Source organism: Saccharopolyspora antiqui, from assembly GCF_052246905.1.
Classification (GTDB): domain Bacteria; phylum Actinomycetota; class Actinomycetes; order Mycobacteriales; family Pseudonocardiaceae; genus Saccharopolyspora.
This window is the reverse complement of record NZ_JBQQBO010000013.1, coordinates 60,426-78,212: the sequence shown is the minus strand read 5'-3', so window position 1 is coordinate 78,212 and position 17,787 is coordinate 60,426. Positions and strand designations below refer to the sequence as shown.

Below are 17,787 nucleotides of genomic sequence, written 5' to 3'. Positions count from 1 at the left end.
ACCTTTCGCCGAATTACTTGGTAGAAGGTGCCCTTCACCTCGTCTTTCGGCGGTTCAGGTGCGTTGGAGTTCCAGGCCGGCGCGGAGGGTGCCGACGATCTCGAACAGGGCTTCCTCGAACCGGTCGCCGACCGTGCGGAGGTTGGCGAAGCCGTGGATCAGGTCCGGGAACCGGCGGCTGATCACCGCCACTCCGGAGTCCGCGAGCCGCTGCGCGTAGGCCTCGCCCTCGTCCCGCAACGGGTCGAACCCGGCCGTCACGACGTACGCCGCGGGCAGGCCGCTGAGGTCATCGGCGCGCAGCACCGACAGCCGCGGGTCCGGGCGGGCATCCATCTCGGGCACGTAGTGGTCCATGAACCAGTCCATGTCGCGGTCGGTGAGCAGGAATCCGGTGCCGAACAACTCCCGCGACCGGCGGCGCGTGGTGGCATCCGCGGCGGGGTAGATCAGCAACTGGAACACCGGCTTGGTCAGTCCCGATCGAGTGGCGTGCAGGGCGACCGAGGCCGCCAGGTTGCCGCCCGCGCTGTCCCCGCCGACCGCGATCGAAGCGCGGTCGGTGCCCAGCTCGTCGGCGTTGTCGAGGGCGTAGCGGTATGCCGCGATGCAGTCGTCCAGAGCGGCCGGGAACGGGAATTCCGGCGCGAGGCGGTAATCCACCGACAGCACCCGGATCCCGGCGTGCTTGGCGAGGAATCGGCACAGGTCGTCGTGGGTGTCCAGATCACCGATGACCCAGCCGCCGCCGTGGTAGAAGACCAGCAGCGGTCCCGGCCCGGTGACCTCTCGCGACCGGTACAGCCGAGCCCGCAGCTCGCCCGCCGCGGCCGGGATCCGCCGGTCGGCTACCACCACGCCAGGCACCGGATCGGCCGAGGTGATCTTGGCCGCGCGGCGCATGCCTTCGCGGGCGATCTCCGGTGTCGCCGCCGCCAACCCGTCACGACCGCCGAGCTGCTGCAGCTTGAGCAGCAGCTGGGCGTCCAGCGCGAGTTCCTGGTCGTCCAGCCGGATCGGCCGCCCCGCGATGAGGCGCCGCGCGGGTTGCGGCAGCGCGAAGACGCCGCGGACCATCGCGGCCTCCAGCATCGGCTGCAACTGTTCGAGGACCTTCGGCATCGGCATGGCCTTCCTGGAAAAGCGGCAGGGCCTGTGGAGGTTACCCGCAGGTATTCGTGGCGCAGGACACCGCTGGGCGGCTTTGACCTCCAGTGAGCTCGAAGTCGTAGCGTGGCGAATGCGTCTCGTGGGAGGCGACAGGTGCGGGGTTCGGGTGAAAGGATCAGTGCATGACGGTGACCGTGGTGGGAATCGGCGGATCGGTCCGGCCGGACTCGCAGTCGGAGCGGGCGCTGCACGCCGCGCTCGCCGGCGCGCGGGAAGCGGGCGCCAAGGTCCAAGCGATCACCGGCAGCAGCCTGGCCCTACCGTTCTACGACCCGCAGGTCACCGAGCGCACCGACAGCGCGCTGGAGCTGGTGGACGCGTTGCGCACCGCTGACGGCGTCATCCTCGCCTCGCCCGGCTACCACGGCACGATCTCCGGGCTGATCAAGAACGCCCTGGACTACGTCGAGGACCTGCGCGCCGATGAGCGCCCTTACCTGGACGGTCGAGCGGTCGGCTGCATCGGCATCGCCTACGGCTGGCAGGCCACCGTCACCACGCTGCAGGCACTGCGCTCCGTCGTGCACTCCCTGCGCGGTTGGCCGACGCCGCTGGGCGGCGCGGTGAATTCGGCCGAAACGCAGTTCGAGGCCGGTGGGGAATGCCTCGACGAGAAGGTCGCAGGCGTGCTGCGCACCATCGGGCACCAGGTCGTCGACTTCGCCAACCGGGGCTGATCCTCTTCCAAGCCCGGCTGCCGCATCCTCTTCGAGGTGCGCGGGTATGCCCCAGGACGCACCCTCGAAGGGACTGCTCGCGTTTGAGGAGGTAACAGAGCTCATGGCGCAGAAAACGGCTTCGAAGAAGGCTCCGATCGCCAGCCCGTTGAACGACCAGGACCAGGACATCACCGGCAAGATCCTGCAGTCGACGCTGCTGGACCTGATCGACCTGCACCTGGTCGCGAAGCAGGCGCACTGGAACGTCGTCGGCAGCCACTTCCGCAACGTGCACCTCCACCTCGACGAGCTGGTCGACGCCGCTCGCGGCTTCGCCGACGACACCGCCGAGCGCGCCGCCGCCATCGGCGTCTCACCGGACGGACGTGCCGCGACCGTCGCGGAGGGCTCCGGGGTGCCGAAGTTCGACCCGAACTGGCGCAGCGATCACGACGTGATCCAGGCGATCACGAACGCCCTGGCGGAACTGATCCGCCGACTCCGGGGCCGCATCGACGAAACGGACAAGACCGACCTCGTCACCCAGGACATGCTGATCAGCATCGCCGCCGAGCTGGAGAAGCAGCACTGGATGTGGCAGGCCCAACTGGCCGGTTGACCGCCAGTCGGCCAGCCGCGGGCGACACCGTGTCCACAGTGGATGTTGGTGTGAGCCGTCCCCGGTCTGGCCCTCGCCGCGGCAGGTAGGCGATTCGCGCGCGAAAGCGCCACCCGCTCCCACCGGGAGGCGGCGCTTTCGCGCGAAATTGCCGACGCCGCAACCAGCGGTGCTTCGCGGTCAGGCGCGGCGGGCCCGCACGTACTGCTTGGGCCAGATGTTGTCCGCGTGCAGGCGGTCGGCGGCGTGCAGCGGCCAGTGCGGGTCGCGCAGCAGCTCGCGGGCGAGCAGCACCGCGTCGGCCGAACCGGACGAGACGATCTCCTCGGCCTGCTCCGGCGAGGTGATCATGCCGACCGCTCCGGTGGGCACGTCCGCCTCGGCGCGGATCTGCCGGGCGAACCGCACCTGGTAACCGGCCCCGATCGGGATGTCCGCCGAGGGCACCGCGCCACCGGTGGAGGCGTCGATGAGATCCACCCCGCGTTCGGCGAGCAGCCGTGCCAACCGCACCGAGTCGTCACCGGTCCATCCGCCGTCGACCCAGTCGGTCGCCGACAGCCGGGCGATCAGCGGCCGGTCCGCGGGCCACGCCGCGCGCACCGCGTCGGTGATCTCCAGCAGCACCCGCACCCGGTTGTCGAAGTCGCCGCCGTAGCTGTCCGTCCGGTCGTTGACCAGCGGGGAGTAGAACTGGTGCGCCAGGTAGCCGTGTGCGAAGTGCAGTTCGACGACGTCGAAACCCGCGGCGTCGGCCCGCCGGGTCGCCGCGGCGAACTGCTCGGGCAGTTCGGCGATTTCGGCTTCGGTCAGGGCGCGAGGCGCCGCCAACTCGCCGAAGGCGTCGCCGGTCGAGCTGACCGTGTCCCAGCCACCCTCCGACTTCGGCACGGTCCGGCTGCCCTGCCACGGCGGGCTGGTGGAGGCCTTCCGCCCCGCGTGCGCGAGTTGCACGCCGGCGGTCGCGCCCTGCTCGTGCAGGAAGTCGGTGATCCGGCGCCACGCCGCGACCTGTTCGTCGTTCCACAGCCCGGTGTCGTGCGGGCTGATCCGGCCCTCGGGGACCACCGCGGTCGCCTCGCTGATGATCAGCCCGGCGCCGCCGGTGGCGAACTGGCCCAGGTGCACCAGGTGCCAGTCGCCGGGCACGCCGTCGACGGCCGAGTACTGGCACATCGGCGCGACCCACGCCCGGTTCCGGATGACGACGTCGCGCAGCTTGATCGGTTCGAAGAGATGGCTCACGGACAACACCGACGCCGCGGCGGAACAAGTTATTCCGCTGCGTCGACCACGTCACAGTCTGAGCAGCAGGGTCTCGAACGCGTTCTCGACCCGTTCGGTGTCGCCGGTGGCCAGCAGGTCGAGCAGCAGGCCGCGCAGCGCGGCCAAGGCCAGCGTCGCCTCGGTGTCGGATCCGCCGAAGGCCTGCCTGAGCTGCGGCAACCACTCGCGGACGCTGGCCTCTCCGAAGCCGTCCCAGGCGCCGCCGTGCGCGTGCAACGACCGCGCGTAGCTCTCGAAGAAGAACCGGACGACGTTGTGGTGCATCGGATCGCTGAGCCACTGCCACAGCGAGCGCAGCGCGTCGGTCCGGTTCGAGCAGTCCTTGAGGGTGTCGGCGAGCAGGCGCAGCTGCACGTCGCGGGCGTGCCGGTGGACCTCCCGGACCAGCTCTTCCTTGGAGCCGAAGAAGTACAGCAGCATCCGAGGGCTGGAGCCGACCGCGGCGGCCAGTGGTCGCAGCGATGTCTCGGACAGGCCGTGCGTCGCGGAGTAGTCCAGGAGTTTCGCGAGCAGTTCGTTGCGGCGGCCGTCATCTCGGTGAGTCATCGTCGCCCTCTGTTCCGCTCCCGGTACCGGCTGCTAGCCTACGAGTGAAACAACTGTTTCACCACTGGAGTTCCGGATGACTTCGACCAGCACTTCCGAGATCACCATTCGCGTCGGCCCCCGCCCCGGTGACCTCGGTGCCGTCCTCGCCATGCACGGTGAGCTCTACGCGCGCGAATACGGCTTCGACGAGCGCTTCGAAGCGCACGTCGCGCACGGTCTCGCCGCGTTCGCCGAAGCACTCGGTGCGGCCCGCGACGAACCAGGGGCCGAACCCGGCTGGCTTTGGGTCGCGGAACGCGATGCGGAAATCGTCGGCACGGTCGCGCTGACCGACGAAGGCGACGGCGTCGGGCAGCTGCGCTGGTTCCTCGTCGATCCGGCGATCCGGGGCGGCGGTGTCGGTCGGAAGTTGTTGCGGGCCCTGCTCGATCACGCGCGGGACCGCGGGTTCAAGCAGGTGAAGCTGTGGACGGTCGACCCGCTGGAGACCGCGGCTCGGCTCTACGTGGATGCCGGATTCCGTTGCACGGAGCGGAATCCGGCCAGGCAGTGGGGGCAACAGCTCGACGAGCTGAGATACGACCTTGAACTGAGGTGACGACCATGCCAACGGCCAGCTGGTCGCGCGTGCTGCACGCGGTGGTCGAATACGTGCGGGTGATGAACGACCTGCACGACCGGTACCTGCTGGCCTGGCCGCCGCAACCCGAGCCGCTGCACTGGGTCCGCTGCGGCGACACCTGGATCCTGCGCGGCGCAGTGCTACCCGAACCACGGGGTAGCGACTGACGCTGACCGGCGAAGCACTGGCCACCGGAGAACTGGCCGCGTTCTGGGGGCCAGGAGCGGCCTGGCTGGTGATCGCGATTGCCGGTGCGGTCGCATCGTTTTTCGGCGGATTCCTGTCGGCGAGAATCGCGGAGCAGTTCTTGGTTCGACTTCGCGCCCGGATATTCGGACATCTGCAGCCGTTGCCGCCGGATTTCTTCGCGCGGCACCAGGCGGGCGATCTCGGCGGACCGCCACCTCGGTGACCGCGCGTTTCTCGCCGAAACCTCGGGGGCCGGAAGCCTCTGGAGGTGGTGTCGGGGTGGTGTGCATCCTTCGGCCATGACGTCGGACGATGTCCACGCCATCCGCTCAGCCACCACCGTGACGTGCCACTACAAGCGCGCCGGTGTGCCACCGCCGGTGGAGATGCTGGAGCGGTTCCGGATGCTGGCCGGGCGGCGGGCCGCCGGACGGGTGCTGGACATCGGTGCGTTCCGCGTCGAGGACCTGCTGCAATACCGGCACGTCTGCTACCTCGCCCTGCTCGGTGCGACGGCGGACCTGCGCAGCGAGCGGGCCGATCTGGCGGTGGAGTTCGTCGAAGCGGACCTCGCGCCGCTGCCCTTCCCGGATGGGGCATTCGACGTGGTGGTCTGCCGATTCGCCTTGTGCAGCACGGAGCAACCGCAGCTCGCCCTCAGCGAGATCAGCCGGGTGCTGCGGCCCGTCGGGCAACTGCTGTTCCTCGAACACACCCGAGCACCCGGCGTGGTCGGGCAGGCGCAGGACCAGGCACAGGAGATGCTGCGCGGCAGTAGGCGCTGCCGCCTGAACGTCGAGGTCCTGGTGCAGCTGCGGCGGGCCGGCCTGGTGGTGCGCCGCGCCGACTGGTTCTGGCCCTCCGCACACGTAAGAGCCCCACTCGTCCAAGGCATCGCCACCCACCCAGACGCCCAGTACGAACGCGAACTGACCTGGCTACGCCAACCCATCCAAAGGCCCGGCCAACCCCAATGGCCAACTCCCCGCTCACACGATTAGGTAGAGGTGAAGGGCACCTTTGACCGAGTAAGCCGGTCAAAGGTGCCCTTCACTCATCGCCCGATCGGGAAGCCGGTCAGGTCAGGCCGACGGCTCGGCGGGCGAAGTGGATCTCGGCTGCGACTTGGCGCAGCGTCTCGGCCACCACCAGTGAGCCGTGGCCCGCGTCGTAGCGGTAGAACTCGAACGGGATCTCCCGCTGCCCCAACCGATCCAGGTAGTTCAGGATCTGCTGGATCGGGCAGCGCGGATCGTTGTCCCCGGCCAGCACCAGCACCGGCGCCCGCACCGCGTCCACGTAGGTGATGGGGGAGGCCGTCCGGTAAACCTCCGGGACCTCCTCCGGTGAACCGCCGAACAGCGCCCGGTCGTAGGCCCGCAGCGGTTCCATCTCGTCGGCGTACGCCGAGACGTAGTCGGCCACCGGCACCCCGGCCACCCCGCCAGCCCACCGCTCCGGCTGCGTCCCCATCGCCAGCAGCGTCAGGTACCCGCCCCAGGAGGCGCCCGCGACCACGCTCAGCGCCGGAGTGGTCAACCCGGCGGCGATCGCCCAGTCGTGCACCCGCGCGACATCGGCCAGCTCGGTCAGGCCCGGACGGCCCTCGATGGCGTCCCGCCAAGCCGAGCCGTACCCGGTCGAACCCCGGTAGTTGATCTCCACCACGGCGAATCCGGCGTCCAGCCACGCCGCTCGGTAGGCGGAGAACCGATCCTCGTCAGCCGCATGCGGCCCGCCGTGCAGGCTGAACACCGTCGGCAGCGGACCGTCCGGGGCGTCCGCCGGGCGCGCCACCAGCGCGTGCACCGAGTCGTTCGGCCCGTGCGGGACCTCCACGAACACGTCGTTGACGGCCTCCGAACCGGGCGCGCGCTCGCCGGGTGGTGTCAGCAGCACCCGGTCCTCGCCCTCCACCGAAACCGTGCGCACCAGCGACGGGGTCGCCGCCGAGGACCACACGTACTCCACCGCGTTGTCGGGGCGAACCGACGCACCCGCCACCGTGCCGGGCGGCGTGGCCAGCTCGGTGAGGGTGTCCTCGGCGAGCTCGTAGCGGTGCATGGTGGTCCGCGCCTGGTGGGTGTGCGCGATCAGCAGCGCCTTGCCGTCCGGATACCAGTCGGCCGAGACCTCACCGGGCAGGTCGAGCTTGATCTCCGCCTCGGTGTCCGCGACGACGTCCCAAACCAGCAGCTCCTCCTTGCCGCGCCGCTCGTGCAGCACCAGCAACCGGGGATCGCCGGTGACCGGCGCGAAGGACAGCGCGTCCAGACCCTTGCCCGGCCCGTCCCACTTCTCGGCGACCTCGGAGCCGTCGATGCGCAGCACCCGCAGCGCCGGATGTCGGCTGTCGCCGTGCTCGGAGTGCGAGATCACCACCATCGACTCGTCCCAGGACATGGCGGCCAGACCGCCGTCCTGTTCGTGCTGGTAGAGCACCTCCGGGCGGCCGCCGTGGGGTGCCACCCACACCGTCACCCCGTCGTCGGTGGACATGCCCAGACCTATCACCGACGCGCCGAGCTCCAGCCCCGCCGGGTAGCCGGGGTGGGTGCCGGGCATGCCGGGCTGCGATCCGCCCGAGCCGAACGGCTCCACCACCCAGCTGCCGAACTCGTCGCCGTCGGTGTCGTCGAACCACCAGATCTGCTCGCCGTTCGCGGACAGCGTGCCGTGGAAAGTCCCTTGTGGACGGTCGGTTACCTGGCGGTGCCCGCCCGACTCCCGATCCCAGGCGTAGATCTCCCAGGTGCCGCTGGAATTCGACACGTACAGGCTGCGCTGCGGCGCGTCCCGCGCCCAGTCGGGCAGCGACACGCGCGGCGCGCTGAACCGCGCCCGCCAGCGGGCCTCCCGCGCCGGATCGTCGAACAGCTTCTCGGGGATCTTCGCCTCGGGGTAGGTGCTCACGCCTCGATACTGCCCGATAACGCCACCACCCGCGGAACTGGACGGCCCTTCGGCGCCGGTCTCGAACGCGGCGTGCGCTCGGGAGCGAAAATCCCGGTTAATCGCTCACGAAACCCAGCACCACACCAGGCGGTTCTGGTCTCAGCCGCGGCGCCGCACTTCGAACAGGAAGCAGCCGAACTCCACTGCCCGGACGTGCACCAGCGCGACCTCCGGATCCAGCAGCAGGTCACCGGCCGTCTGCTCGGACAGGTTGGTCTTGCCGTCGAGCAGGCAGCCACCGAGGATCCGGCCGTCGGATGCGTAGCTGCGCAGCACGCGCCGGGTTCCGCGCAGTTCCTCGGGCCACGCCTGGGAATCGGGTCCGGCGCAGGTTTCGGCGTGGATGAACACCGGCCCGACCTCCTCGTACGCGCCCGGGTCGACCCCGGTGTCGCGTGCCCAGCGCCGCAGCGGCGCGTAGGCGACCAGCGCGATCCGCTCGCCCGGCCGACTGCGGCGCAGGCAGCACCGCAGCGGCTCGCCGTACTCGTCGTCTTCGATGCGGATGGACGGTTCGCGCCCGGCGTCGTCGAGCTTGCGGAGTTCGTCGAGCACGCTGGATTCGATGGGCGAAACGCGGAAGGTCATGCCGCAATGCTCGCCGCCGGACCTAGGTCGACGCTGGCGGAAAACGGCCGTCCAACCGAAATCAAGATAGGCCGGAATCAAAAGAGGCCTTGGCCGGAAACCCGGCCAAGGCCTCTCTCGCTGTCGGGGTGGCGGGATTTGAACCCACGACCTCTTCGACCCGAACGAAGCGCGCTCCCAAGCTGCGCCACACCCCGATCTTCCAGCGGTGAACATATCGGGTGCTCGTCCAACCGCCGGATCACAGTCTAGCGGACGCCTTCCCCTGCTCCATACGGGGTCCTCTTCGAGAAGTTCTCGCTGGTAGCAGCGGGCTTTTCGGTGCGGGGCAAGAGCGTCAGCAGGCTGGCCTCGGGTGGGCAGGCGAACCGCACCGGCGCGTACGGGGAGGTGCCCAGCCCGGCCGAGACGTGCAGGTGCAGGCGCTCGCCCCAGGTGGATGCGCCACGGGCCCGCGACCGGTCCAGCTCGCAGTTGGTCACCAGCGCGCCGTAACCGGGCAACCGCAGCTGCCCACCGTGGGTGTGCCCGGCCAGCACCAAGTCGTAGCCGTCCTCGGCGAACGCGTCCAGCACCCGGGGCTCGGGGGAATGGGTGACGCCCAGCCGCAGCTGGACGTCGGCCGGTGCGGGCCCGGCGATCAGGTCGTAGCGGTCCAGGTGCAGGTGCGGATCATCGAGTCCGGCCAGGTGGATCCGCATCCCGGCGACCTCGATCTCGTGCCGCCGATGCGTGGCGTCCAGCCAGCCGCGTTCGGTCATCGCCGCGCGCAGGTCGCGCCACGGCAGCGGTTGCCCGTGGATCCGCTTGGCCTTCTTCGACGGCAGCAGGTAGCGGGCCGGGTTCTTCGCGGTCGGCCCGTAGTAGTCGTTGCTGCCGAAGACGAACACACCGGGCCGGTCCAGCAGCGGGCCCATCGCGCGCAGCGCGGCGGGCACGGCCTGGGGGTGCGCGAGGTTGTCGCCGGTGTTGACCACCAGGTCGGGCTCCAGTTCGGCGAGCCGGGCCACCCACCGCTGCTTGGACCGCTGGTTCGGGGTCATGTGCAGGTCGGAGATGTGCAGGACCCGCAGCGGGGCGGCGTCCTCGGCGAGCACCGGCAACGTCACCTGGCGCAGCGTCCAGTGGCGCCGTTCGACAGCGGCCGAGTAGGTGACCGTCGCGGCGCCGAGAGCGCCCGCGCTGAGCAGAATCCGCCCGAACTTGTTCACCCCACCAACCCTACGACGACTCGCGGCCCAGCGACTCGGCGCCCGCGTCGGCAGCGCGATAATCACCGCATGGCCGAGCTCAAGGACAAGCTGCGGGCGGACCTGTCCGCTGCGATGAAGCAACGCGACACCGTCGTTACCGGAGTGCTGCGGATGGCGCTGGCCGCCGTCAGCAAGGAGGAGGTCGCCGGGAAGAAGGCGCGCGAGCTCTCCGAGGAGGAGGTGCAGCGGGTACTGAACAAGGAGGCCAAGAAGCGCGACGAGGCGGCCGAGGCGTTCCGCGCCGCCGGGCGTGCCGAGCAGGCGGCGGCCGAACTCGGCGAGGCCGAGATCCTGCGGCGCTACCTGCCGAAGCCGCTCGGCGACGACGAGTTGGCGCAGCTGGTCTCCGACGCCGTCGCCGAGGTCGAGGGCGAACTCGGCGAGCGGCCGGGGCTGAAGCAGATGGGGCAGGTCATGAAGGCCGCGAACGCCAAGGTGGCGGGCCGCGCCGAAGGCGGCAAGGTCGCCGCCCTGGTCAAGGCCCAACTCGCCAACTGACGCTCCCAAGAGCCTGCCGCTGAACTAGATCCGCGCTGCGTTCCGGCCCGCGTTCGGGTGAGAGGTGAAGGGCACCTTTCGCCAAGTTACTTGGTAGAAGGTGCCCTTCACCTCGCCGACTCGGCGTCGTGTTGGTCGCCGGTGGCGTTGCGGCGCCAGTAGGTGAGGGCGTAGAGGTGGCGCCGGTCCAGGCCGAGGTTCTGTTGGCAGTGTTCGCGCAGTTGGTGGACTACGTCGGCCTCCGCGCCGATCCACACGTGCGGGTTCGCGCCGAGGTCGGCTGATCGCAGCGCGTCCACGAGCAGCGTGCTCTCGCCAGCCGGGACGCCGTCGCGGTGCAGCCAGTGCCAGACCACTTCGGCCGCCGAGGTGATCGGCTGTTCCTCTGCGGCGTCGGCGACCTCGGCGAACACCCGCACGCGGGCGTGGGCGGGCAGCTCAGCCAGGATTGCCGCGATGGCGGGCAGCGCGGTCTCGTCACCGATCAGCGTGAGCGGGTCGGCGTCCGGCTGCGGGCGGTACGCCGGGCTGGGGCCGACCGTGACGATCTGCCCGCCGGGCGCGGCCTGCGCCGCCCAGGTGCTGCCTGGCCCGTCGTGGTCGTGCACGACGAAGTCGATCGCCAGCTCCTGCCGCCGCGGGTCGAACGAGCGCACGGTGTAGGTGCGCTGCCGCGGCTGCTGCTCGCGGGGCAGCGCGAAAACCTCGGCGCGGGTGCGGCCCACCGGCATCGGCTGGCCGGGTTGCGGCAGGCACAGCTTGATCCGCTGGTCGCTGCCGTTGCTGACGAAGTCCGAGAGCTCCGATCCGCCGAGCGTGACGCGCACCATCCGCGGTGTGATCCACTCGGTGGCCCGCACGTCCAGCAGCCGATATCGGGACCGCGCGCGCCTGGTGCTCGCCTGCATGCTCGTCACACACCGAGTCTAAAGAGCCGACCTCGTCCCCCATGGTGAGTGGCGATTTCGCGCGGAATCGCCCGGACAGCGGAATCGCCCGGACAGCGGAATCGCCCGGACAGCAGTGCGGGCGCCTTCGGTGCTCGAAGACGCCCGCACTGGTCGATCAGGGTGGGAATATGCCCGGTGGCAAGGCCGGTGGTCGGGGCCGATCCGGTGGTTGGCCGGGTGGCGGTTGCTGCGGTGGGCTGGGCGGTGGCCGCTCCGCCGACGGCGGTGGCACGTAGCCGGTGCTAACCGAGATCGTCACGACCTCGCCGGGCAGCGCGAAGCCGCGCGGCGTCTGGCTGGTCACGATGCCCTGCCTGCGCTCGCTGTTCACCGAGCGCTCCTGGACCTTGTAGCCCGCCTTCTGCAGCGTCTCGGTGGCCCGCTTGGCCTCCATGCCGACGACGTTGGGCACCTGGAACTCGTCGCCGCCGTTCTCGTAGCGGTCCGTGGTCGCCGGCAGCGGCGCCACCGGCAGGCCTTCGTGGATGACGTTCATCGCGTCGAAGAAGGTCCGCGCGGGCACCTTGCCGCCGTAGATGTTGCCGCCGTTGACCCCGCACAGCCGTGGCGGATCGGTGTCGCAGATGCCCTGCGGTGAGGTGCCGTCGCTGAAGGTCAGCACCGCACCCGCGAACTGCGGGGTGGCGCCGATGAAGCCAGCGGACTGGTGCGCTTCGGTGGTGCCGGTCTTGGCGGCCAGCGGACGGTTCCAGCCAGCCGCGCTGGCCGCCGCCGCAGCGGTGCCGCCGGGCAGGTCGTCGCGGCTCATCCCGACCGCCATGGCGTTCGCCAGGCCGGTGTCCACGGCCTGTTCGCACGGTTCCTCGGTGATCGAGACCGGGTTGCCGTTGCGGTCCAGGATCTGCTCGATCGGCGTCGGCGGGCACCACACGCCGCCGCTCATGATCGTGGCGGCGACGTTGCTGAGCTCCAGCGGACTGGTCGGCGAGTAGCCGAGCGTGAAGGCGCCGATGTTGCGCTGCTTGACCTGGTCGGCCTGGGACAGGCCGTTGGAGCCGTTCGGCGCGAGCGGGTCGCCGGACGCGGTGTTGTTGAGCAGCGTCTGGCGCATGCCCAGCCGCGCGGCCATGTCCACCGTCGGGGCCAGCCCGACGCGTTCCTGCAGTGCGACGAACGCGGTGTTCGGCGAGGTGGCCAGCGCCATCTGCAGGGTGCGCGGCCCCGGCGCCACACCTTCGGCGTTGCCGACGGTGTAGGGCGCCGTGCCGTTCTTGTACACCGCGGACGTGTAGGAGCCGGGGGCTTGGATGGTGTTGTAGATGCCCATCCCCTTCTCCAGCGCGGCGGCCGAGGTGAACACCTTGTAGACCGATCCGGCACCGAACTTGACCACCCCGCTGGGCAGCGCGTACGCGGTCTGCCCCTTGGCGGCGTCGATGCCGAAGTCGCGGTTGGCGACCAGCGCGCGGACCCGGTGCTTGTCCCGGCCGGGCTCCACCACGCTCATCACGTTGGCGACGCCCCTGGTCATCTTCGGGACGCCGCGTTCGGCGGCGGTCTTCGCCGCGTCGGTGGCGCGCTTGTCCATGGTGGTGCGGATCGTGTAGCCGCCGCGCTTGAGCTGCTCCTCGGTGAACCCGGCGCGTTCCAGGTAGTCGATGACGTACTTGCAGAAGAACCCGTCCGAGGGCCCGGCGCCGACGCAGCCGTTGGGGATGCCGCGCAGCGGCTGCACCAGACCCAGCGGTGCGTTGCGGGCTTCTTCGGCGGCCTGCGGGGTGATGCGGCGCTGGTCCTCCATCGCCTTGATCACCAGGTTGCGGCGGTTGAGCGCCTCGCCGGGGTTGCTCTCCGGGTTCAGCGAGCTCGGGCTGTTGACCATGCCGGCCAGCAGGGCGGCCTGCGCGATGGTCAGCTGGTCGGGTGTGGTGTCGAAGTAGGTGCGGGCGGCTGCCGCGATCCCGTAGGCCTGGTTGCCGTAGGGCACCACGTTGAGGTAGCGGGCGAGGATCTCTTCCTTGCCGATCTGCTTCTCCACCTGAAGCGCGATCCGGATCTCGCGCAGCTTGCGCGCCGGGGTCTGCTCGATGGCCTTGGCCTGCTTGACCGGGTCGTCGGCGGAGACCACGTGCACCAGGTAGTTCTTCACGTACTGCTGGGTCAGCGTGGAGCCGCCCTGCGCGATCTCGCCGGACATCTGGTTGGTCACGGCGGCCCGGACGGTGCCCGCCCAGTCCACGCCGTGGTGGTCGAAGAACCGGCGGTCCTCGATCGCCACGATCGCCGCTTTCATGGTGTCGGCGATCTGGTCCGGCGCCGCCGGAGTTCGGTTCTGGTCGAACAGATACGCGATAGGCCGCCCATCTTTATCTGTGACCGTCGTCACAAGAGGCGGTTCCTTGGTCATCAGATCGGTCGAGATGCTGTTCACCGCATCGCTGGCGCGGTTGGAGACCACTCCCAGTGATCCCGCGGCCGGGAACAACAATCCGGCCACCAGCACGCCAGCCAGCACACACAGACCGAATAGCTTCAGCAAGCCGTCTCGGACACGCACTTCGCCAGAGTAAATCCGGACTCGTTCGTGACGGAGTGTCACGGCCAAGATCCGCCCGATGTGATGAGCCCGAAAGATAACGGAGCGACAACCGTTGGTTGGTTGTGGAACCGGTGGGCTCTAAAGTCCGTCTACGTCCAGCGACAGCACTGTTGTGGTCGAAGCAGTTCTGAGCACAACATCCGGTGCCGGGGGGCTCCGGACGAAATACAGTCGCCGACGATCCAGTGAGGAGCTGGGGGAACTCTATGTTCGAGCAGGGGGACTGGCGGGTTAACGCCGCATGTCGTGACCAGAATCCGGATCAATTGTTCGTTCGCGGAGCTGAGCAGCGCAAGGTGCGAATGGTTTGCTTCGGCTGCCCGGTCCGCACCGAGTGCCTCAGCGAGGCGCTCGACAACAAGATCGAATTCGGTGTGTGGGGCGGAATGACGGAGCGGGAACGGCGGGCGCTGCTGCGCCGTCGGCCCGACGTCCGCAACTGGCGAGAATTGCTGGAAGCCGCCCGGCAGGATTATGCCGATTTCACCGAGTACCAAGTCAGCTAGTCCATTCGGAGTCGGGCCGGGCAATTCGTCACCGCGGATTGCCCGGCCCGACACCTGTTATTCACCGGCCAGGCGGCGGCCGATCTCCCGCAGCCCGTCCAGGTCGTGCACATCCGACGGCAGCGCCGGAACTCCGACCAGCGGCACCTCCGGGTGCGCGCGGGTGAACCGGGCCAGCAACCGCTTCTCGCGCTCGGCCACCGCGACGCGGTCGGCGTGCACCCGCAGCACCGCCGCGGCCAGCGGCGCCGAACCGGTCATCTCGATCTCCTCGGCGGCCGATACCGCCCGCGGCCCGGCGAGCCCGGCGAAGACCGGGTGGGTGCGGTTGGCCACCAGCCCGACCAGCGGCATCTGCTCCCCGGCGAGCCGCTCCACGAAGTAGGTGGCCTCCCGCAGCGCGTCCGGTTCCGGCGCGGCGACCACCAGGAACGCCGTGCCCGGGGAGCGCAGCAACCGGTAGGTGTGGTCGGCCCGTTCCCGGAACCCGCCGAAGGTCGAGTCGAAGGCCTGCACGAAAGCGGCGGCATCGGTGAGCAGTTGGCCGCCGATGATGGTGGAGACCGCCTTGGCGAACATCCCGAATCCGGCCCCGACGAGCTTGCGCAGCCCCTTGCCGCCGACCCGCGCCGGACTGGACAGCATCTTGATCAGCCGACCGTCCAGCACGGTGGACAACCGCTGCGGCGCGTCCAGGAAGTCCAGCGCCGACCGGCTCGGCGGGGTGTCCACCACGATCAGGTCCCACGAGCCGGAGGCGGAGAGCTGGCCGAGCTTCTCCATCGCCATGTACTCCTGCGTGCCGGAGAACGACGTGGAAATCGTCTGGTAGAAGTGGTTGTTCAGGATCTGCTCGGCGCGGTCCTGCCCGGCGTGCGCGAGCACCATGTCGTCGAAGGTGCGGCGCATGTCCAGCATCATCGCGTTGAGATCACCGGCCGGTTCGAACCCGTCGATCACCACCTGCTTCGGTTGGTTGCCGAGTTCGCGCAGTCCCAGGGCCTGCGCGAGCCGTTTGGCCGGGTCGATGGTGAGCACCACGGTCTTGCGACCGCGTTCCGCCGCGCGCACCGCGAGGGCCGCCGCGGTGGTCGTCTTGCCGACGCCGCCGGAGCCGCAGCAGACGACGATGTGCGTGTTCGGGTCGTCCAGCAACGCGTCGATGTCGACCTGCGCGGGTCGCAACGGTTCGCTCATCGGGGGCTCCGGATGCCGTGTTCGGTGAGTACCTCGGCGAGTTCGTAGAGCTCGGCGACGTCGATACCGGCGGTGAGGTCGGGCAACGAGACGCTGGGCAGATCGGTGGCGGCCAGCTGTCGGCGGGCGTCGTCCTCGGCGCGGGCCCGGATGGCGTGCTCGATCGTCTCGTGCACCAGCCCGCCCAGGGTTTCGCCGTCCACGTGCAGCCCGGCCGCGGCCAGGCCGGTGCGCACCCGTGTCGCGTCCACCCGGCCGTCCGCGGCGGCGACGACCGAGCGGGGCGGCAGCCGGTTGGGCCGGACCCGGTTGAACACCACCCCGCCCGGCCGCAGGTCGGCGGCGTCGAGTTCGGCGACGGTGTCCAGGGTCTCCCGCACCGGCAGTTCCTCCAGCAGCGTCACCAGGTGCACGACGGTGTCGCTGGAGTGCAGCAGGCGCACCACCCCGTCGCTGTGTTCCCGGATCGGCCCGACCTTGGCCAGGTCGGCCATCGCGCGGGTGACGTCCAGGAACTTCACCACCCGGCCGGTCGGCGGCGCGTCGACCACCACCGCGTCGTAGACGTAGCGGCCGTGCTCATCGGTGCGGCCGACGCATTCCTTGATCTTTCCGGTGAACAGCACGTCGCGCAGACCTGGCGCGAGCGTGGTGGCGAACTCGATCGCGCCCATCTTGCGCAGCGTGCGACCGGCGAAGCCGAGGTTGTAGAACATCGACAGGTACTCCAGCAGCGCCGCCTCGGCGTCGATGGCCAGCGCGCGGAGCTCGCCGCCGCCGGGGGCCGCGGCGATCCACTCCTCGGCGTAGGGCAGCGGTGCGGTGTCGAAGAGCTGGGCGATGCCCTGCCGCCCCTCGACCTCGATCAACAGCACCTTGTGACCGCCGGTGGCCAGGGCGAGGGCCAGTGCGGCGGCGACGGTGGTCTTGCCGGTGCCGCCTTTGCCGCTGACCACGTGCAGTCGGGCCTTGTTCAGTTCCCCGTCCCAGTCGGTCACACGGTCAGCGTATGTGGCGAGTTCTGGAAATGTCTGCCGGTCGTGAACTCGGCCGTCTGCGGAGCTCGACGGTGCGCCAGCCGGATCAGCGCAGGACGCGTTCGACCAGGTCGCGAACGCCCGCCCGCAGTCGTGCCCAGCTGCAGTCGGCCGCGCGGCGGGCGAAGTTGAGATCGGCGTCGACCACCGCCAGCAGGGCGTGCGCCAGGGGAACCACCGGACCGCAGTCCGGTCGCGCCTGGTAATGCTGGTGAGAACAGGGATTTTCACTCCCGAGCACGCACTGCCGAGCCGCCATCCGCACGCCTTCTAAGCTGCACGCATGCAGAAGTGGGAGTACGCGACGGTTCCGCTGTTGATCCACGCGACCAAGCAGATCCTCGACCAGTGGGGCGAGGACGGTTGGGAGCTGGTCACCGTTCTGCCCGGTCCGACCGGTGAGCAGATGGTGGCCTACCTGAAGCGGTCGAGGGAGGCCTGACATGGGTCGGTGGACTGATCGACTCGCGGAGCTCGGGATTCCGCTGCCGGAGGTCGTGAAACCAGTCGCGGCGTACGTGCCCGCGGTGCGCACCGGTTCGCTCGTCTACACCGCCGGTCAGGTGCCGATGGTCGCCGGTGAGGTCGCGGCGACCGGCAAGGTCGGGGCGGAGATCAGCCCGGCGGAGGCCAAGCAGCACGCCGGGATCTGCGCGCTCAACGCGCTCGCCGCGGTGGACGCGCTGGTCGGCCTGGACTCGGTGGTCCGGATCGTCAAGGTGGTCGGGTTCGTGGCCTCGGCGGAGGGCTTCACCGGCCAGCCCGCGGTGGTCAACGGGGCATCCGAGTTGCTCGGCGAGATCTTCGGGGAGGCCGGTCAGCACGCCCGCTCCGCGGTGGGCGTGGCGGAATTGCCGCTCGGCGTGCCCGTCGAGGTGGAACTGATCGTCGAGGTCGAATGAGCGGCAGTCCCTGAAATGTCGAAAGTGCGCGGTTTGACTTGGTCGCGACGCCAGGTCGCCGCCAGGCACCGCGGCGTCGCCCGGTTTCGGGTGACGCCGCGTTTTGTTCGCGTCACGGTCGGTCGTTGGTGGATACCGCGATCGCGTTTTCGATGGCTGGGCCGCGAAGCGCTGCGCGCGCCCAGTACGCTGCGATCATCCTTTGCTTGAGTTCGTCGGATCCGGCTAACCCAAATAGGGGAATAT

The 17,787-nt window shown here is 69.8% G+C and carries 21 protein-coding genes and 1 tRNA gene; 10 read left to right on the top strand and 12 right to left on the bottom strand.

Annotation, left to right across the window (positions count from 1 at the left end; all coding sequences use genetic code 11):
- Positions 1 to 54: 54 nt before the first annotated feature.
- Positions 55 to 1,122: an alpha/beta hydrolase gene (locus tag ACTWQN_RS20995; RefSeq protein WP_443205353.1), complete on the bottom strand. Its 1,068-nt coding sequence runs from the start codon at positions 1,120 to 1,122 to the stop codon at positions 55 to 57.
- A 170-nt stretch (positions 1,123 to 1,292) separates the two neighbouring features.
- On the opposite strand from ACTWQN_RS20995, the gene ACTWQN_RS20990 reads away from it, so the two are divergent.
- Both ACTWQN_RS20990 and ACTWQN_RS20985 read left to right on the top strand, forming a co-directional pair.
- Positions 1,293 to 1,847: an NADPH-dependent FMN reductase gene (locus ACTWQN_RS20990; RefSeq protein WP_443205223.1), complete on the top strand. Its 555-nt coding sequence runs from the start codon at positions 1,293 to 1,295 to the stop codon at positions 1,845 to 1,847.
- A 103-nt stretch (positions 1,848 to 1,950) separates the two neighbouring features.
- Positions 1,951 to 2,448: a Dps family protein gene (locus ACTWQN_RS20985; RefSeq protein ID WP_443205222.1), complete on the top strand. Its 498-nt coding sequence runs from the start codon at positions 1,951 to 1,953 to the stop codon at positions 2,446 to 2,448.
- A gap of 180 nt (positions 2,449 to 2,628) precedes the next feature.
- Here ACTWQN_RS20985 and ACTWQN_RS20980 read toward each other — a convergent pair whose 3' ends face one another.
- Together ACTWQN_RS20980 and ACTWQN_RS20975 are read right to left on the bottom strand one after the other, a co-directional pair.
- Positions 2,629 to 3,693 carry an NADH:flavin oxidoreductase/NADH oxidase gene (locus ACTWQN_RS20980; protein ID WP_443205221.1) on the bottom strand — a complete coding sequence of 355 codons (1,065 nt, stop codon included), beginning with the start codon at positions 3,691 to 3,693 and terminating at the stop codon, positions 2,629 to 2,631.
- Between the two features lie 51 nt (positions 3,694 to 3,744).
- Positions 3,745 to 4,281, bottom strand: coding sequence for a TetR/AcrR family transcriptional regulator (locus ACTWQN_RS20975; protein WP_443205220.1), 537 nt, complete (start codon positions 4,279 to 4,281; stop codon positions 3,745 to 3,747).
- A 76-nt stretch (positions 4,282 to 4,357) separates the two neighbouring features.
- On the opposite strand from ACTWQN_RS20975, the gene ACTWQN_RS20970 reads away from it, so the two are divergent.
- The 4 genes from ACTWQN_RS20970 (at position 4,358) to ACTWQN_RS20955 (ending at position 6,096) form a co-directional block, all read left to right on the top strand.
- Positions 4,358 to 4,882 carry a GNAT family N-acetyltransferase gene (locus ACTWQN_RS20970; RefSeq protein WP_443205219.1) on the top strand — a complete coding sequence of 175 codons (525 nt, stop codon included), beginning with the start codon at positions 4,358 to 4,360 and terminating at the stop codon, positions 4,880 to 4,882.
- Positions 4,883 to 4,887: 5 nt separating this feature from the next.
- Entirely contained in the window at positions 4,888 to 5,073 is a 186-nt protein-coding gene (locus tag ACTWQN_RS20965; protein WP_443205218.1) for a hypothetical protein, read from the top strand.
- Positions 5,074 to 5,141: 68 nt separating this feature from the next.
- Positions 5,142 to 5,318 (top strand): ABC transporter transmembrane domain-containing protein, encoded by a 177-nt coding sequence (locus ACTWQN_RS20960; protein ID WP_443205217.1) that lies wholly within the window; start codon positions 5,142 to 5,144, stop codon positions 5,316 to 5,318.
- Between the two features lie 76 nt (positions 5,319 to 5,394).
- A complete protein-coding gene (locus tag ACTWQN_RS20955; RefSeq protein ID WP_443205216.1) occupies positions 5,395 to 6,096 on the top strand; it encodes a class I SAM-dependent methyltransferase in 702 nt (233 codons plus the stop codon).
- 76 nt (positions 6,097 to 6,172) lie between these two features.
- Here ACTWQN_RS20955 and ACTWQN_RS20950 read toward each other — a convergent pair whose 3' ends face one another.
- From ACTWQN_RS20950 to ACTWQN_RS20935, 4 genes are all read right to left on the bottom strand, one after another.
- Complete coding sequence (locus ACTWQN_RS20950; RefSeq protein WP_443205215.1) at positions 6,173 to 8,008, bottom strand: S9 family peptidase; 1,836 nt, start codon at positions 8,006 to 8,008, stop codon at positions 6,173 to 6,175.
- Positions 8,009 to 8,149: 141 nt separating this feature from the next.
- Positions 8,150 to 8,638 carry a DUF1203 domain-containing protein gene (locus tag ACTWQN_RS20945; RefSeq protein ID WP_443205214.1) on the bottom strand — a complete coding sequence of 163 codons (489 nt, stop codon included), beginning with the start codon at positions 8,636 to 8,638 and terminating at the stop codon, positions 8,150 to 8,152.
- Between the two features lie 123 nt (positions 8,639 to 8,761).
- A tRNA-Pro gene (locus ACTWQN_RS20940) sits at positions 8,762 to 8,835 on the bottom strand.
- Between the two features lie 51 nt (positions 8,836 to 8,886).
- Complete coding sequence (locus ACTWQN_RS20935; protein ID WP_443205213.1) at positions 8,887 to 9,849, bottom strand: metallophosphoesterase; 963 nt, start codon at positions 9,847 to 9,849, stop codon at positions 8,887 to 8,889.
- Between the two features lie 69 nt (positions 9,850 to 9,918).
- Between ACTWQN_RS20935 and ACTWQN_RS20930 the strand changes: the two genes are divergently transcribed.
- Complete coding sequence (locus ACTWQN_RS20930; protein ID WP_443205212.1) at positions 9,919 to 10,389, top strand: GatB/YqeY domain-containing protein; 471 nt, start codon at positions 9,919 to 9,921, stop codon at positions 10,387 to 10,389.
- Positions 10,390 to 10,496: 107 nt separating this feature from the next.
- Here ACTWQN_RS20930 and ACTWQN_RS20925 read toward each other — a convergent pair whose 3' ends face one another.
- Together ACTWQN_RS20925 and ACTWQN_RS20920 are read right to left on the bottom strand one after the other, a co-directional pair.
- Positions 10,497 to 11,297, bottom strand: coding sequence for a siderophore-interacting protein (locus ACTWQN_RS20925; RefSeq protein WP_443205352.1), 801 nt, complete (start codon positions 11,295 to 11,297; stop codon positions 10,497 to 10,499).
- Positions 11,298 to 11,454: 157 nt separating this feature from the next.
- Positions 11,455 to 13,857 carry a penicillin-binding protein gene (locus tag ACTWQN_RS20920; RefSeq protein ID WP_443205211.1) on the bottom strand — a complete coding sequence of 801 codons (2,403 nt, stop codon included), beginning with the start codon at positions 13,855 to 13,857 and terminating at the stop codon, positions 11,455 to 11,457.
- 248 nt (positions 13,858 to 14,105) lie between these two features.
- On the opposite strand from ACTWQN_RS20920, the gene ACTWQN_RS20915 reads away from it, so the two are divergent.
- Entirely contained in the window at positions 14,106 to 14,405 is a 300-nt protein-coding gene (locus tag ACTWQN_RS20915; protein ID WP_184725415.1) for a WhiB family transcriptional regulator, read from the top strand.
- A 57-nt stretch (positions 14,406 to 14,462) separates the two neighbouring features.
- Here ACTWQN_RS20915 and bagB read toward each other — a convergent pair whose 3' ends face one another.
- From bagB to ACTWQN_RS20900, 3 genes are all read right to left on the bottom strand, one after another.
- Entirely contained in the window at positions 14,463 to 15,602 is a 1,140-nt protein-coding gene (gene bagB / locus ACTWQN_RS20910; protein ID WP_443205210.1) for an ATPase BagB, read from the bottom strand.
- Complete coding sequence (gene bagA / locus ACTWQN_RS20905) at positions 15,599 to 16,600, bottom strand: ATPase BagA (protein WP_443205209.1); 1,002 nt, start codon at positions 16,598 to 16,600, stop codon at positions 15,599 to 15,601. The genes bagB and bagA overlap by 4 nt, the downstream gene beginning before the upstream one ends.
- 85 nt (positions 16,601 to 16,685) lie before the next feature.
- Positions 16,686 to 16,817 carry a hypothetical protein gene (locus ACTWQN_RS20900; RefSeq protein ID WP_443205208.1) on the bottom strand — a complete coding sequence of 44 codons (132 nt, stop codon included), beginning with the start codon at positions 16,815 to 16,817 and terminating at the stop codon, positions 16,686 to 16,688.
- A gap of 105 nt (positions 16,818 to 16,922) precedes the next feature.
- Between ACTWQN_RS20900 and sp36 the strand changes: the two genes are divergently transcribed.
- Together sp36 and ACTWQN_RS20890 are read left to right on the top strand one after the other, a co-directional pair.
- Positions 16,923 to 17,081, top strand: coding sequence for a Sp36 family protein (gene sp36, locus ACTWQN_RS20895; RefSeq protein ID WP_443205207.1), 159 nt, complete (start codon positions 16,923 to 16,925; stop codon positions 17,079 to 17,081).
- Position 17,082: 1 nt separating this feature from the next.
- Complete coding sequence (locus ACTWQN_RS20890; RefSeq protein WP_443205206.1) at positions 17,083 to 17,541, top strand: RidA family protein; 459 nt, start codon at positions 17,083 to 17,085, stop codon at positions 17,539 to 17,541.
- The last annotated feature ends 246 nt before the right edge of the window (positions 17,542 to 17,787 follow it).